The sequence below is a fragment of the Nocardia glycosmidis genome (assembly GCF_052545115.1).
The window spans coordinates 257,394-272,514 of the sequence record NZ_JBQWRH010000003.1 but is presented as its reverse complement, the minus strand read 5'-3'; the positions used below and the strand labels follow the sequence as shown (position 1 = coordinate 272,514).

Genomic DNA, 15,121 nt, shown 5'->3' with positions numbered 1-15,121 from the left:
GAACCCAAGAGTGGTTCGGGGGCCTGTCATCCGGTCGGCTCGAACCGTGCCCGGCTCAGTGCGCGTGACCGTGGCCGTGGCCGTGGTTGTTCTGCTCCTCGGCCGCGGGCTTGTCGACCACGGCGCTCTCGGTGGTGAGCACCATGCGCGCGACCGACGCCGCGTTCACGACGGCCGAGCGGGTCACCTTCACCGGATCGACGACACCGTCGGTGAGCAGGTCGCCGTAGCTGAGGGTCGCCGCGTTGAAGCCCTCCTTGCCCTCGGCCACCTTGCTGACCACCACCGCGCCGTCCACGCCCGCGTTGGTCGCGATCCAGTACAGCGGCGCCCGCAGTGCTACCCGGACCACCTCGACGCCGATGGCCTCGTCACCGGACAACGCGTCGCGCAGCTCGATCAGCTTGCCGCTCGCCTGCACCAGCGCGGTGCCGCCGCCGGGCACGATCCCCTCTTCGACGGCGGCCTTGGCAGCGCTCACCGCGTCCTCGACGCGGTACTTGCGCTCCTTGAGCGCGGTCTCGGTGGCCGCGCCGACCTTGATCACCGCGACGCCACCGGCCAGCTTGGCCAGCCGCTCCTCGAGCTTCTCGCGATCCCAGTCGGAATCGCTGGCTTCGATCTCGCGGCGCAGCTGCGCGACGCGGGACTCGATGTCCGCCGCGGAACCAGCGCCGTCGATGATGGTGGTGTCGTCTTTGGTGACGACGACGCGACGCGCCTTGCCGAGCGTGTCGATACCGGCCTCACGCAGGGAGATGCCCAGGTCGGGGTTCACGACCGTGCCATTGGTGACCACGGCGAGGTCGTCGAGGAACGCCTTGCGGCGGTCGCCGAAGAACGGCGCCTTCACCGCGACCGCCTTGATCGTCTTGCGGATCGCGTTGACCACCAGGGTGGACAGCGCCTCGCCCTCGATGTCCTCGGCGATGATCAGCACGGGCCGGCCGCTCTCGGCGATCTTCTCCAGCAGCGGCAGGAAGTCCGGCAACGAGCTGATCTTATCGCGGTGCAGCAGGACGAACGCGTCCTCGAGGACGGCCTGCTGGCTGTCCGCATCCGTGACGAAGTACGGCGAGAGGTAGCCCTTGTCGAACTGCACGCCCTCGGTGACGACGAGTTCGGTCTGCAGGGTGGAGGACTCCTCGACGGTGACCACGCCGTCCTTGCCGACCGTGGTCAGCGCCTTGCCGACCATCTCGCCGATCTCCTCATCGCGCGAGGACACGGTGGCGACCTGCGCGATGGCCTGCTCGCCGGAGACCGGGGTGGCCAGCGCCAGCAGCGCCTCGGAGACCGCGTCGGCGGCCTTGGCGATGCCGGAACCGATCGCGATCGGGTTCGCGCCCGCCGCAACGTTCTTCAGCCCGGTGCGCACCAGCGCCTGGGCCAGCACGGTGGCGGTCGTCGTGCCGTCGCCCGCGACATCGTTGGTCTTGGTGGCGACGCTCTTGACCAGCTGCGCGCCGAGGTTCTCGAACGGGTCGTCCAGCTCGATGTCGCGCGCGATGGTGACGCCGTCGTTGGTCACGGTCGGGCCGCCGAAGGCCTTCGCGAGTACAACGTGACGTCCGCGCGGGCCGAGGGTGACCTTCACCGCGTCGGCGAGCTTGTCGACGCCGCGTTCCAGAGCCCGACGAGCTTTCTCGTCGAACTCGATCTGCTTTGCCATGTGTTCTGCTCCTGTATCGGGTTCGCGGCGCTCCGGGTGGTTTACCGAAGCCATCCCAGGCAATACGCCGAAGGCGCTGGCCAACGCACTCCGCCCCGGGTCCCGAAAGACACCGGGGCGGAACGCATGCGTGCCTGATCGGCTACTTGGTGACGACGGCCAGCACGTCGCGCGCCGACAGGATGAGGTACTCCTCGCCCTGGTACTTGATCTCGGTGCCGCCGTACTTGCTGTAGATGACGGTGTCACCCTCCTTGACATCGACCGGGATCCGGTCACCCTTGTCGGTGACGCGTCCTTCGCCGACGGCGATAACGGTGCCCTCCTGCGGCTTCTCCTTCGCCGTGTCGGGGATGACCAGGCCGGAGGCCGTCGTCGTCTCGGCCTCGTTGGCCTGGACGAGGATCTTGTCCTCGAGCGGCTTGATGTTCACGCTCGCCACGTTGAGCCCTCCACTTTCAGGGGATGTCGGTCGCCCGGAACTGTTGTCCCGGACTCATCATTTCGGTCACGGTGCTGACCCTGGGCATAGCCCCGTCGTCGCGGGTGCCGGGACCCCTGCTCAGTAGTCAAGCTGCTGGCACAAGCGCTACACACAGTGCCGACTAGCACTCTATACATGAGAGTGCCAGCGCTCAAGGCTGGGCGCTGCCAACTTTGCGCGGCGCGCCCATCACACTCGGAGCTTGGCGATCTGTTCAGTAAAACAGTAACGTTCGGATAACGGATTGTGACACTATGGACGACGGTCGCCGCCCGGCCTCGTCGCTCGCCACCATCCGGCGATCTCGAGGCCGCGCAGGGTACGCCGGCGGCGCCGAAACACCCAGCGCCACAGCACCATCGTTGCACCACCCGCTTCACCAGAGAGCAAGTTCACCAGAGAGCAAGTCACACGTGATTCATGGCCGGTCCCCGCGACCTCACCCGGACGAGGACCGGTTCGATTCCTGGTCCGGCTCGCACGTCATCCACATCGCGGTCCGGCAGTTCATTCGAGATGGTCGGCCACAGCATGACCATCCGCTCGAAGGGAGGTGAACATGCGAACATCCCTCGGCATCTCGGCCGGGACAGATGTCGTCTGCTCGGCGCTGGTCGCCACCGCGCCCAACGGCGCGCAGAGCTTCGACTACCGTGTCGTCTCCGCCGACCCGGCCCATTCCGACCTCGGTGACTTGGTGGCGTCCTCGATCGAACTGATGACCACCCAACTGCCGACCACCCGGCCGCCACGCGCGATCGGTGCGCCCGCCGGTGGTCACTTCGCCGGTGTGCCACGCGATTTCGAGTCCGCGACCAGGCGCCCGCCCACCAGTGTCGCGGTCGCCTACCGCACCACGGAGCAGGCGCAGGTCATCCGCTCGGCCACCGGCAAACAACGTGATCTGCGGTTGATCCCGGAGGGCACCGCCGCGCTGACGTTTCTGCGCCACACGGGTCTGCTCGACCGTTACGACACGGTAGCCATCGTCGATCTCGGCGCGTCCGGGCTCACCGTCACCGTCGCCGACCTCACCGACGACTCCCTGCTCCGTTCCGATCGCACCGCCGCGGTCAGCGGGAAGGTCATCGACAACCTGATCTACCACCATCTGGTGGACCTGCACTTCGCTCGGCGTGGCACCCGCCCGAACCGCGGCATGCTGACCAACCGGGGCCGCGCGGCCAAGGAGCACCTGTCCGGTGCGCCCGCGGTCACCATCGACCATGTCGCCGGTCGCCCGCTGAAACTGACCAGGGCCGACTTCGAAGAGTTGATCGCCGACCTGCTGCGCGACTTGACGGTGTTCGTCGTCGCAGCCTTCACTCGTGCGCCGCGGCAACCGCAGGCGGTGGCGGTGATCGGCGGCGGCGCGAACATTCCCGCGGTGCTCGACCGGTTGACCACCGCCCTGGACATGCCGGTGTTCACCGTGCCCGATCCGGAGGCGGTGACCGCGAAAGGCGCGGCGCTGGTCGCGGACTCGGTGCAGCCGTCGGTGTTCCCGGTGGGCGCGCTCGGCGGCGACGCGCCCGCCGGGACGTTCGCCAAGGTGTTCGGCACACTGGCCGGCGCGATCGTGGTCCTCGGCCTGATCGTCGGCTACGGCGTGAAGACCTTCGCGCCGACCTCGGATGACGAGGTCTCCCCAGCGGGGACCACGAGCAGCGCCGCGCACCTGCCGACGCCGGTGCCCGGCCCGCCGCCGACCCCGGCAACTACCGGCCGCGACCAGGACAGCACCGGCACACCCACCAGGGGCAGCGGCGCGCCGACCACCGCTGACCACGAGGTACCGGGCACCGGCCTCTCGTCGACCACGCAGACCCAGCCCACGCAGACCCAGCCCACACTGCGCCCGGACCCGAACCTCCCGCCGATCCCGTTCCCCGAGTTGTTCGGTCCGATACTCGGCAACCGCACCGCGCCACTGGGCGCTTCGTCCGATGCCGAGCCGAACGGGGGTGCGGGCACCCCGGTCGGTGCCGCCGGACCCGATGCGGGATCGGCCCAGGCCCCCGCGCGGTCACGCCTGCCGCTCCTTCCGCGACCGAACTCCGGGTCGGCGACCAACCCCGAGTTCGTCCCGGAACTGCTCATTACGCCGAACTGATCCGTTTCCCGCGAATCCGGTGTCGGCTTTGATCCGGACTCCCGAGTGGCAGAGCGTGCGAAGGCCAGGGCGGCGTCGAGCCCTGGATTGCCCGACTCGAACCGTTCGGTGACCAGACAGCCGAACTTCGGCCCCCGGTGCACCCCATCGCGCCACGTCTGGAACTCGAGCGGCAACCAACGCAGGATCTGAACGCCGGCCCCGGGTCACCCGACTCGTACGGCCTAAAGACCCGGAGGGGCGCAGCCCGAGACCAGGCTCACCGACACCGGCAGACCCGGGTCGGTGGCGACCGTCAGCGGTGACGGCGGTGCGCCACCCGCGATCACGTGCGCGCCGAGCGCCGCGATCATCACCCCGTTGTCCGTGCACAACCGCGGCTTGGGCATGCGCAGGGTCAACCCGGCTGCGGCGCAACGCTCCTGGGCCATCGATCGGATCCGTGAGTTCGCCGTCGCGCCGCCGCCGAGCACCAACGTGCCGACACCGACATCCTCGGCCGCCCGCACGGCCTTCATGGTGAGCACGTCCGCGACCGACTCCTGGAACGACGCCGCGATGTCCGGGATCGGCAGCTCCTCGGCGGCCATGCCTTCGCGCTGCGCGGCCTCCACATAGCGGGCCACCGCGGTCTTGAGGCCGGAGAAGGAGAAGTCGTAACGCGGGTCGCGCGGTCCGGTCATGCCCCGGGGGAACGCGATGGCGTGCGGATTACCGGTCGCCGCGGCGGCATCGAGCGCGGGACCGCCGGGAAAGCCCAGTCCGAGCAGCCGCGCCACCTTGTCGAACGCTTCCCCGGCGGCGTCGTCGACAGTGCTGCCCAGTTCGACGATCGGCTCGGCCAGGTCGGTGACGTGCAGCAGATGGGTGTGCCCGCCGGAGACCAGCAGCGCGACGCACGGCGGCATCGGCCCATGCTCCAGGGTGTCCACCGCGACGTGCCCGCCGAGATGGTTGAGCGCGTAGAACGGCACATCCCACGCCGCCGCATACGCTTTCGCCGCCGCGACCCCGACCAGCAGCGCGCCGGCCAGCCCCGGACCGATGGTCACCGCGAGCGCGTCCGGCTTCGCGATACCCGCCACGGACAGCGCGCGGCGCATCGCGGGCACGATCGCCTCGAGGTGTGCGCGCGAGGCGATTTCAGGGACCACGCCGCCGAAACGCGCATGCTGGTCGACGCTGGAAGCGACCTCGTCGGCGAGTAGTTCGCAGGTGCCGTCGGCATTCCTGCGGACGATGCCGACACCGGTTTCGTCGCAGGAGCTTTCGATCCCCATGATGATCACGAGAGCACCTCGTCCGGTGTGCGCCACTCCCGGTCCGCGCAGGTCAGCGCTGGGCGGCGCATCGTGTACGCGTCGGCGCCGCTGGGGTGGTAGTAGTTCTTGCGCAATCCGATGATGTGGAAGCCGTGCTTGGCGTAGAGCGCGATAGCAGGCGTGTTGTCGGTGCGGACTTCCAGGAAAACCGGTCCACCGCGCCTGCCCGCCTCCGCGAGCAACGCCTCCAGCAGCAGTGTGCCGATGCCCGCGCCATGGCAGTCCGGGTCGACACCGATGGTGTGCACTTCGGCCTCGGGGTGTTCGGCATCACCCAGCAGGGCGATGCCCGCGTAGCCGACCATTCGCCCGGCTTCGTCGCGCGCGGTGATGTAGCGGTTGTGCGAACCGGTCAGCTCGGACTGGAACGCCACCGCGGCCCATGGGTCGTCTTCCGGGAACAGCAATTGCTCGAGCTCGACGCAGCGCGCGATGTCCGCGGCCACCATCGGTTCGATTCGGACGGCCACCGGTGTCATGCCCCCGTCCGATCGAGGCTGCGATAGGCGTTCTCGACCGCGTCCGGCCTGCGCAGATACAGCGGGACCAGCGGCTGCGGCAGAGTGCGGGCGAGCAGCTCGGCCGCCGCGACGCGCACCAATCCCGCAGGCGACGGCGTCTCGGCCGGGAGCACGGGAAGATCGAAGAAGTCCACGTGCGAAGCGGATCCGGCGATGGTCGTCGCCGGTCCCGCGTCCAGTTCACTCGGCTTGCATACCTCGGGTCCCGCGACGCGCGCACCTTCGCGATATCGCGCCCAGTACACCTCCCGCCGACGCGCGTCGGTCACCACGAGCAGCTCGCCGGTCGGTGGAAGTTCCTCCGCTGCGTCCGCGGCGATCGCGTCGAGACTGCACACGCCGTACACCGGGATACCGAGCGCGTCACCGAATGCGGCCGCGGTCGCCATCCCCACCCGTAAGCCGGTGAACGGGCCGGGACCGACGCCGACCACGATCGCGGCGATATCGGTCCTGGAACGGTCTGCCTCGGTGAGGCATTCGAGAATCTGGGGGGTGAGCACCTCGGCATGGGCGCGGGGGTCGACCCGCACCCGGGATGCGAGGGTGCGCGCCTGGACGAAACCGCCCGCGTCGGCGCCTTGATCCAGGTCCACCAGTCCCGCTGTGACGGCGGGTGTCGCGGTATCGACGGCGAGTACAAGCATGATTGGCCCAACGATACCGGGTGGCAGACAGCACCCATTCGGGCTACCTGGTAGCTAATCCACCCATTCCCAGATCGCGGTGCGCACATCCGAATCCGGCTCGCGGGCCAGCAGCACCCGCAGATGCCGCTCCGTGAGGTGCTCCACCACCCCGCGTCCCCACTCCACCACGACCACCGCCTGGTGCAGATCGGTGTCCAGGTCCAAGGCGTCGAGTTCGTCCAGGTCGCCGCCGAGCCGATAAGCGTCCACATGCACCATGGGCACCGCGGGCGCGCCCACACGATGCCCCGCCCGATGCTGACGGGCGATGATGAACGTCGGCGAGCTGACCCGGCCCTGCACGCCGAGCCCGTCCGCGATGCCGCGGGTCAGCGCGGTTTTGCCCGCCCCGAGCGGGCCGTCCAGCACCACCAGATCGCCGGCGCGCAGGTCCGCGGCCAGTTCGCGGCCGAGGGCTTCGGTATCGGCGACGGTGGGCAGAACCCGTTGCTGGCGATCAGTCACCGGCCACCTCCGAGGCGTCGTGCGGCATCGGACCGATCGCCCCCGCGCGCACCAGTAACCGGTCCAGTGCGGTGTTGACGATCTCCGGGTACTGCAGATGGGGCATGTGCGCGGCGCCCTCCAGCCGGATCAGCTCGCTGGACGGCAATGCGGCGGCGAGGGCGCGGGAATTGCGGAACGGGATCACCAGATCGCGGCTGCCGCCGAGCACCAGGGCCGCAGTGCCCGCCAGGGCGGGCAATGCCGCCGACTCGTCGTGCAGTTCGATGGCCTCGAGGAACTTCACGATGGTTTCCACCGGCGTCCGATCGATCATCCTGGTCGTGAAGCGCGACAGGGTTGGGCTCACCGGGCCGTGGAACGAGCTGACGTGCAGCAACGGCGTGATCACATGCCGCGCGGTGACGCGGCCCGCCTGGACCAGCGCGGGCGAGGCGCGCACGGCCAGCCGGAAGCCGTCGATCGCGGGGTTGCGCAGCAACTGGCCGATGCCTGCCGCGGTGACCTCGGCGGCGGTCGTCGAAAGCAGTGCGATCCCGATCACCCGGGCCGCGAACAACTCCGGGAAGCGTGCGGCCGCGGCGAGGATCGCCATTCCCCCCAGCGAATGCCCGACCAGCACCACCGGTCCGGTCGGCGTGGTGGCCGTCAGCACGGCGGCCAGATCGTGCCCGAGCTGGGCGACGGTACAGCTCGCGGTGCTCGGCATGCCGGAACGACCGTGCCCGCGCAGATCGAACAACACCAGGCGAACCTGTGCGCCCCAGCGCTTTTCCAAGTCGCGGCGCTGGAAGTGGAAGGACTCCATGCTGTTGCAGAAACCGTGCACGAAGATCACTGTGACCGGCGCGTCATCGGGGCCGCAGGTCCTGGTGGCCAGAGGCACCCCGTCGGCGGCGAGCACCGTGCCCGCGCGGTCCGCATCGATCAGCCCGAAATCATCGTCACTGTAGTCGTCGCCCCGAGCGGGCCACAGCACGTGCGCGCCGGCACGACGCAGGGCGTGCGCGCCCGCCAGCGCACCGACCACACCGACCGTGGCCAGCCCGCCACGCAGGGGCGTCACCCGAAGGCGGCTCACCGGTGACCACCGACGTAACGCCGGGTGACCCGGCCGCGTGGCGAACACACCACTTCGTAGTGAATGGTGCCGAGCAGGTCTGCCCAATCCTGGGCGTGCGGTTGCGTCCCGAAAAGGATCGCGGTGTCGCCTTCCTGAACGCCCGCCGCATTGTCACCGAGATCCACTACGAATTGGTCCATACAGACCCGGCCGACGTTTCGGCGCCGAGCGCCGCCCAGCCAAACATCGAACCGTCCACTCAAAGGGCGGAATACGCCGTCGGCGTAGCCCGCGGGAATCAGCGCGACGATGGTGTCACGCGGCGCGATCCACTGATGTCCGTACGATACGCCCTCGCCCGCCGCAACCCGCTTGACCAGCGCGACCCGGGCTTGGAAGGTCATCGCCGGACGCAGGCCGAAGTCGTCATCGGGTATCGGGGAAAGGCCATATATGGCAATGCCCGGGCGGACCAGGTCGAAGGCCAGATCGGGGCGGGTCAAGGTGGCGGCCGAGTTGGCGATGTGCACCAGCTCGGGTTCGAGGCCATGCTCCGCGGCCGCGGCGATCGCGTCCAGAAACCGGGCGCGCTGCACGTCGTTATTGGGATGTTCCGGTTCGTCGGCGTGCGCCAGATGCGAGAAGATCGCGCGCAACCGCACCGCCTGCTCGTCGACAAGCGCCCGCAGTGGCGTCAGGACCTGTGGATATTCGTCCGGTAGTACGCCGTTGCGGTGCAGGCCGGTATCCACCTTCACGCTGACTGTCGCGCGTCGTCCCGTCTCGCGGGCCGCAGCCGCGACCGCCCGCAGATGAGCCGGCGCGGAGACACCGATCTCGATGTCGGCGGCTACCGCGGCGGCGAAGTCCGCATCCGCGTTGTTGAGCCAGCACAGAATAGGCGCGGTGATCCCGGCCGCGCGCAACTGCAACGCCTCGGCCACCGTCGTGACACCCAACTCGGCCGCCCCCGCTGCCAGCGCCGCCCGCGCCACCTCGACCGCACCGTGGTTGTAGCCGTCGGCCTTCACCACCGCCATCACCGCGGCACCCCCTGCGTGTTCCCGCAGAATCCGCACGTTGTGCGCGACGGCATCCAGATCGATGACCGTTTCCACCTGCGCTCGCCCACCTATCCCGGTCCTCGGGCCGTACCGGTCGGGTTGCGCGGAATTCTCGTTCAGGTCCTGCGCTCGGTGCGGTTTCAATCCGGACGTACCCGCCGACAAGCTACCCATCTGCTGTTCCGCCTCTCTGTACCGCCTCTCCGGTCTTCAGGCCGTACGAGTCGGGTGACACGGGACCGGCGTTCAGGTCCCGCGTTGGTTGCCGCTCGAGTTCAGACGTGCCCGGCGAGTTACCCGTGTGGTCTGGAAACCAGTTGTTGCGTTGGTTCTGGTCGAGTCTATTGGCTCGCTCGGACCCCCATCGCAGCCGGTTTGACGCGTGAGGGCGCAAGCGCGAGAGGAATGTGAATCGCCAGTTACGGGTCCGGCGTGCCGTTGAGGAGCTGAGGAGAGTTTTCACACCAGCTCAGCAGGAGTACGTGTCCGTGCAGGTCCCGAACCGAGAGAGCGGCCGTTGCCGGGTGGAGGCGAGTCCCGGCTGATGCACCGGCTCGGCCGCAAACCACCCGTCGAGTACGAAGCCGACTACTACGCACTTCACGCCGAACAACCGGCTGGAGGCAGATAACCGGGTGTGCACAGAACCCCCGGGATTCACAGCTGCGGGCGGTGCACGCAAGGTGACCAGGTCAGAACGGATTGGCGAGGCGGCGGAGGATGCCGATCGCGGGGCGGACATGAGCCGACAGCAGGCCGGCCGAGATGGGGGCCGCGGCGGGTGCGTCAGCGTGGGCGGCGAGGTTCGCTGCCAGCGCGTGCACGCGCGCTGCCGCGGCGGCACACCAGACGGGGTCGCGGCCCGTCGCGAGCAGAGCACCGATGATGCCCGAGAGCACGTCGCCCGCGCCGGCGGTCGCGGCCCAGGAACCGCCGGCGTCGTTGACCAGGACGGGGCGCCGCGGTGCCGCGACGAGCGTGGCCCGCCCCTTCAGCAGTACGGTGACCTGCCAGGAATCCGCGAGCTCGCGGACGGCGGCCACCCGGTCCGCGCCGACCTCGCGACCGGTGATGCGGGCGAACTCGCCGGCGTGCGGGGTCAGCACGGTCGGGGCGGTACGGTCGCGCACCAGCCACGGTTCGACGGCGACCAGGGTCAGGCCATCGGCATCGACGACGACCGGAAGATCGGTGGACAGGATCTCGGCAAGGCGGCTCCTGGCGTCGGCGTCGGTACCGGCCCCGGGACCGAAGACCCAGGACTGGACGCGCCCGGCGGAGGCGACCCGCTGTGTGGCGATCACTTCCGGGAAGTGGTTCAGCACCTCGGCCGCTCCGGTTCCGGCATACCGCACCATGCCCGAAGTGGCCGCGACGGCGGCCCCGGCGCACAGCACCGCGGCGCCCGGATACGTTGCGCTGCCTGCGCACACGCCCGTGACACCTTGCGTGTACTTGTCGTCCGCCGGGCCCGGAACCGGCCACGCGGCGCCGATCGACGCGGGCTCCAGCGCAGCGAGGCCCGGTTCGGGCAGGCGTAAACCGATGGAAATCAGCTCGATTCGACCGCAGTGCGCCGCAGCGAGGGCATGCACCGGTTTGTAGGCGCCGAAGGCGACGGTGACGTCCGCGCGGACGGCGGCCCCTTCGATCGCACCGGTGTCGGGGTCGACGCCGCTGGGCAGGTCGGCCGCGACGATCGGAGCGTCCAGCGCCGCGACTATGTTCGCCGCGCGCGGCCGCAGTGCGCCGTGACCGGAGATACCGACGATGCCGTCGATCACCAGGTCCGGGTCGCCGACGTGAGCGGCGACCCGGCCACCCGCCTTGCGCAACGCCGCAAGCCCTTTCGGGTGGGCGCGGTCCGGGCTCAACAGCACCGCGGTCACGGCGACGCCGCGGCGGCGCAGCTCGGCACCGGCCCAGAGCGCGTCGCCGCCGTTGTCGCCGGACCCGACCAGCAAAGTCACCGCACGTCCCGCGATACCGCCGGTGCGCTCCCGGAGTTCGCCCGCGACCACGGTGGCCAGGCCGTGCGCCGCACGGCGCATGGGCACGCCCTCCGCCACCCGGGTGAACAGCTCGGCCTCCGCCGCGCGCACCTCCTCGACGGTGAAATAGCCCCGCTGGGTGGACATCGCCGCTCCCTCCGTCGGTGTGGCCTACTACGCTTGGCCATCATGCCAAGCGTCCGCCGCCGCACAAGGACCATCCAGGTGGTCGCGGGGATCGCTATCGGTGTGCTGCTGACCGGATGCGGCGGCGAACCCGGTTCGGCTACCACGCCCACGAAACCGGTCCGCCCGGCGACCACCACCGCGCAGCCGACCGGCGAACGCAAGCCCGCCGCCGTCACCGTCACGGTCGATGACATGAAATTCTCTCCCGCCGAGGTCACCATCCGGGTCGGCGACACGGTCACCTGGAAATTCGACGACAAGGTCCCGCACACCGTGCAGGGCATAGGCGACAAGGCGATGGGCATCAACAGCCGCATCTTCGACAGGGGCGAGTGGAGCTATACCTTCACCAGCCCGGGAACCTACCGCTACCTCTGCGCACTCCACCCGGAGATGCGTGGGTCGGTCACCGTCGAATAGTGCGGACGCCGGTCCCCGGCGGCCAGAGTGCCGACCCGGGCTTACTCCGGCAACATCGGAGCGTTCAAGCCTCGATGCCGTCGCCGCCCGGCTGCGCGCTCGTCTCATCGCCGCCGGGCTCAGGTACCTGCTCCAGCTGAGTCGGCACCTTGGTCGTAAATGCGCCCGGTCTCGGCCGGGTACCCGGCCCCGAGCTCCTGTCCGCCGCCTGGAACCGCACTACCTCGACTGTCGAGGCTCAACACTGGCCCCGACCACCCGTCCGGACACGCCGACGCTGAGCGGGGCGTGTGGTCGCGACGTTCGTGTTCGGTAGCCGCGCCCCCGAGGTGCGCGGCTGCTGATCTATTCGACAGTGACGGATTTCGCCAGGTTACGAGGCTTGTCGACGTCGTAGCCGCGGGCCTGGGCCACCTCGGCGGCGAAGATCTGCAGCGGGACAGTCGACAGCAGTGGCTGGAACAAGGTCGGCGCGCTCGGGATCTCGATGAGATCGTCGGCGAACGGACGAACCGTATCGTCGCCTTCCTCCGCGATCACGATGGTGCGCGCGCCGCGGGCCTGGATCTCCCGGATATTGCTCAGCAGCTTCGAGTGCAACACCGCGCGGCCCTTCGGGGACGGCATGACCACGATCACCGGCAGCCCCTCCTCGATCAGGGCGATCGGACCGTGCTTGAGCTCGCCCGCCGCGAAACCCTCGGCGTGCATGTAGGCCAGCTCTTTGAGCTTCAGCGCTCCCTCCAGGGCCACCGGGTAGCCGACGTGCCGGCCAAGGAACAGCACGGTCGGCACGTGGGCGAGTTCGCGCGCGATGGTCCGCACCTGTGGCGCCGTCTCCAGCACCCGCTCCACCAGCCGCGGCATCGCCTCCAGTTCGGCGAACTCGCGCCCGACCTCATCCGGGTACTTGGTGCCGCGCGCCTGCGCCAACGCGAGCCCGACCAGGTAATTCGCGGTCACCTGGGCCAGAAACGCCTTGGTGGAGGCGACACCGATCTCCGGCCCGGCCCGGGTGTAGAGCACCGCGTCGGACTCGCGAGGTATCTGCGCGCCGTTGGTGTTGCAGATCGCGAGGACGCGCGCCTTCTGCTCCTTGGCATGGCGCACCGCCTCCAGCGTGTCGGCCGTCTCGCCGGACTGGGAGATCGCCACCACCAGCGTGGACCGGTCCAGAACCGGATCACGGTAGCGGAATTCGCTGGCCAGCTCGACCTCGACGGGCAGCCGGGTCCAATGCTCGATGGCGTATTTGGCCAGCAGACCGGAGTGATAGGCGCTGCCGCACGCGACGACGAACACCTTGTCGAAGTCACGCAACTCTTGGTCGGCGAGGCGCTGCTCGTCCAGCACGATCCGGCCCCCGCCGTCCTGATCGGTGCTGAAATGCCCCATCAGCGTGTCCGCGACCGCGGCGGGCTGCTCCTCGATCTCCTTGAGCATGAAGTAATCGTGACCGCCCTTCTCAGCGGCAGCCAGATCCCAGTCGATCGTGAACGGGCGGGTACGCGAAACGGCGTCCTCGCCGGCGAAGTCGGTCACCCGATAGCTGTCCGCGGTGATCACCAGGGCTTGATCCTGGCCGAGCTCGATCGCCTCGCGGGTGTGCTCGATGAACGCCGTGACATCGGAGGCGATGAACATCTCGCCCTTGCCGACGCCGATCACCAGCGGTGTCGAGCGTCGTGCCGCCACGATCATGCCTGGATGGTCGGCGTGCGTGAAGACCAGCGTGAACGCGCCCTCCAGGCGGCGCAGCACGGCCAGCGCGCTCGCCACGAAGTCACCAGCGGTCCGGCCATCGGCATACGCCCGGGCCACCAGATGCACGGCGACCTCGGTGTCGGTGTCGCTGTGCAACTCGACCCCGGCGTCTTCCAACTCACGACGCAGCGGAGCGAAATTCTCGATGATGCCGTTGTGCACCACGGCGACCTTGCCACTGTGGTCGCGATGCGGATGCGCGTTACGGTCGGTCGGCCCGCCGTGCGTGGCCCAACGGGTGTGCCCGATGCCGGTGGTGCCCGCGAAACGAGCGATCCCGTTGTCCGACAGCTCGGCCTCCAAGTTGGCCAGCCGACCGGCCTTGCGTTCCACCGCCAGCCCGCCCGCGCCGTCCAGGATCGCCACACCCGCGGAGTCGTAGCCGCGATATTCCATGCGGCGCAACGCGTCAACGACGACGCCGAGCGCGTCTCGGTACCCGACGTACCCCACGATTCCGCACATGGCTCACCACACTACTTATCGGATAACGTTCACGTCGTGTCGGCGTCTGTGAAATCGCTCCTGAGCACCCTGACCAGCCGGGGCCCGCACCGTGTGCTGCGTGGCAATCTGGCCATCGCCGGCCAGCCGGGGGTGGTGTTCACCCCCGAGTCGGGGCGCAATCTCCCTGCCGTCGCCTTCGGCCACGGGTGGCTGACCGGGGCCGGACACTACCGCGGCCTGCTCGAGCACCTCGCTTCCTGGGGAATCGTGGCCGCCGCCCCGGACACCGAGCGCGGGCCAATTCCGTCACATCTGGGACTGGCCGCCGATTTGCTCACCACGCTGGACATCTGCACCGGCGTACGGCTCGGGGACGGCGAGATCAGCGTGCATCCCGAGCGTCTCGGCCTGGCCGGACACGGCATGGGCGCCGGTGCCGCCGTCATCGCCGCCGGCCGGCGGACGGTCGTCACCGTCGCGGCGCTGTTCCCCGCGCCGACCGCCCCAGCCGCCGAAGATATCGCCGCCGACCTCGACGTGCCCGCGCTGTTCTTGGCGGGCGCGACCGACATCACCTCGGTCAGCTCCAACGCCATCCCACTGGCCACTACCTGGGGCGGTCCCGCGATCCTGCGCGCCATCGACAACGCCTCGCGCAACGGCATCATCGAGGGCCGTCGCGTCCTTGCCGTGGTGGGTGTCGGAAAGCACGAACCCAAGGCGGCCCGCATCACCCGCGCCCTGCTGACCGGCTACCTGCTCGCGACGCTGGCGGGCGACAAGACCTACCGCCCCTTCGCCGAGTCCGAGGCAGTCATTCCGCACACCACGGTGATCGACCCCCTAGCGCCCAACGAGGACTCGCCGAAGCTGAAGCTGGGCCAGCTGGCGGCGCTGCTGCGGCGCTGAGCACCGCG

Annotated in this window: 13 protein-coding genes; 3 read left to right on the top strand and 10 right to left on the bottom strand. The window is 69.3% G+C overall.

Annotation, left to right across the window (positions count from 1 at the left end):
* Nucleotides 1–55: 55 nt before the first annotated feature.
* Together groL and groES are read right to left on the bottom strand one after the other, a co-directional pair.
* On the bottom strand, nucleotides 56–1,672 hold the full coding sequence (groL, locus tag ACT86A_RS05275; RefSeq protein ID WP_445090852.1) for a chaperonin GroEL: 1,617 nt from the start codon (nucleotides 1,670–1,672) through the stop codon (nucleotides 56–58).
* Nucleotides 1,673–1,814: 142 nt separating this feature from the next.
* The gene (groES, locus tag ACT86A_RS05270) at nucleotides 1,815–2,114 is read right to left on the bottom strand and encodes a co-chaperone GroES (RefSeq protein ID WP_014981824.1); all 300 of its coding nucleotides are present in this window, start codon (nucleotides 2,112–2,114) and stop codon (nucleotides 1,815–1,817) included.
* A gap of 601 nt (nucleotides 2,115–2,715) precedes the next feature.
* Between groES and ACT86A_RS05265 the strand changes: the two genes are divergently transcribed.
* Nucleotides 2,716–4,269, top strand: coding sequence for a DUF7159 family protein (locus tag ACT86A_RS05265; protein ID WP_445090851.1), 1,554 nt, complete (start codon nucleotides 2,716–2,718; stop codon nucleotides 4,267–4,269).
* 224 nt (nucleotides 4,270–4,493) lie between these two features.
* Here ACT86A_RS05265 and tsaD read toward each other — a convergent pair whose 3' ends face one another.
* From tsaD to ACT86A_RS05230, 7 genes are all read right to left on the bottom strand, one after another.
* Complete coding sequence (gene tsaD, locus ACT86A_RS05260; RefSeq protein WP_445090850.1) at nucleotides 4,494–5,558, bottom strand: tRNA (adenosine(37)-N6)-threonylcarbamoyltransferase complex transferase subunit TsaD; 1,065 nt, start codon at nucleotides 5,556–5,558, stop codon at nucleotides 4,494–4,496.
* A complete protein-coding gene (gene rimI / locus ACT86A_RS05255) occupies nucleotides 5,555–6,070 on the bottom strand; it encodes a ribosomal protein S18-alanine N-acetyltransferase (protein WP_445090849.1) in 516 nt (171 codons plus the stop codon). The genes tsaD and rimI overlap by 4 nt, the downstream gene beginning before the upstream one ends.
* Entirely contained in the window at nucleotides 6,067–6,759 is a 693-nt protein-coding gene (gene tsaB, locus ACT86A_RS05250) for a tRNA (adenosine(37)-N6)-threonylcarbamoyltransferase complex dimerization subunit type 1 TsaB (protein WP_445090848.1), read from the bottom strand. Before tsaB ends, rimI begins: the two co-directional genes overlap by 4 nt.
* Nucleotides 6,760–6,813: 54 nt before the next feature.
* Nucleotides 6,814–7,266 (bottom strand): tRNA (adenosine(37)-N6)-threonylcarbamoyltransferase complex ATPase subunit type 1 TsaE, encoded by a 453-nt coding sequence (tsaE, locus tag ACT86A_RS05245; protein WP_445090847.1) that lies wholly within the window; start codon nucleotides 7,264–7,266, stop codon nucleotides 6,814–6,816.
* Nucleotides 7,259–8,332: an alpha/beta fold hydrolase gene (locus ACT86A_RS05240; RefSeq protein WP_445090846.1), complete on the bottom strand. Its 1,074-nt coding sequence runs from the start codon at nucleotides 8,330–8,332 to the stop codon at nucleotides 7,259–7,261. Before ACT86A_RS05240 ends, tsaE begins: the two co-directional genes overlap by 8 nt.
* An 11-nt stretch (nucleotides 8,333–8,343) precedes the next feature.
* A complete protein-coding gene (alr, locus tag ACT86A_RS05235) occupies nucleotides 8,344–9,567 on the bottom strand; it encodes an alanine racemase (RefSeq protein ID WP_445090845.1) in 1,224 nt (407 codons plus the stop codon).
* A 518-nt stretch (nucleotides 9,568–10,085) separates the two neighbouring features.
* Nucleotides 10,086–11,531: an NAD(P)H-hydrate dehydratase gene (locus tag ACT86A_RS05230; protein WP_445090844.1), complete on the bottom strand. Its 1,446-nt coding sequence runs from the start codon at nucleotides 11,529–11,531 to the stop codon at nucleotides 10,086–10,088.
* 42 nt (nucleotides 11,532–11,573) lie between these two features.
* On the opposite strand from ACT86A_RS05230, the gene ACT86A_RS05225 reads away from it, so the two are divergent.
* Nucleotides 11,574–11,993, top strand: a complete 420-nt coding sequence (locus ACT86A_RS05225; protein ID WP_445090843.1) for a cupredoxin domain-containing protein — start codon at nucleotides 11,574–11,576, stop codon at nucleotides 11,991–11,993.
* A 345-nt stretch (nucleotides 11,994–12,338) separates the two neighbouring features.
* Here ACT86A_RS05225 and glmS read toward each other — a convergent pair whose 3' ends face one another.
* Entirely contained in the window at nucleotides 12,339–14,222 is a 1,884-nt protein-coding gene (gene glmS, locus ACT86A_RS05220) for a glutamine--fructose-6-phosphate transaminase (isomerizing) (RefSeq protein WP_445090842.1), read from the bottom strand.
* A 36-nt stretch (nucleotides 14,223–14,258) separates the two neighbouring features.
* On the opposite strand from glmS, the gene ACT86A_RS05215 reads away from it, so the two are divergent.
* Nucleotides 14,259–15,113 carry a poly(ethylene terephthalate) hydrolase family protein gene (locus ACT86A_RS05215; RefSeq protein ID WP_445090841.1) on the top strand — a complete coding sequence of 285 codons (855 nt, stop codon included), beginning with the start codon at nucleotides 14,259–14,261 and terminating at the stop codon, nucleotides 15,111–15,113.
* Nucleotides 15,114–15,121 lie beyond the last annotated feature (8 nt).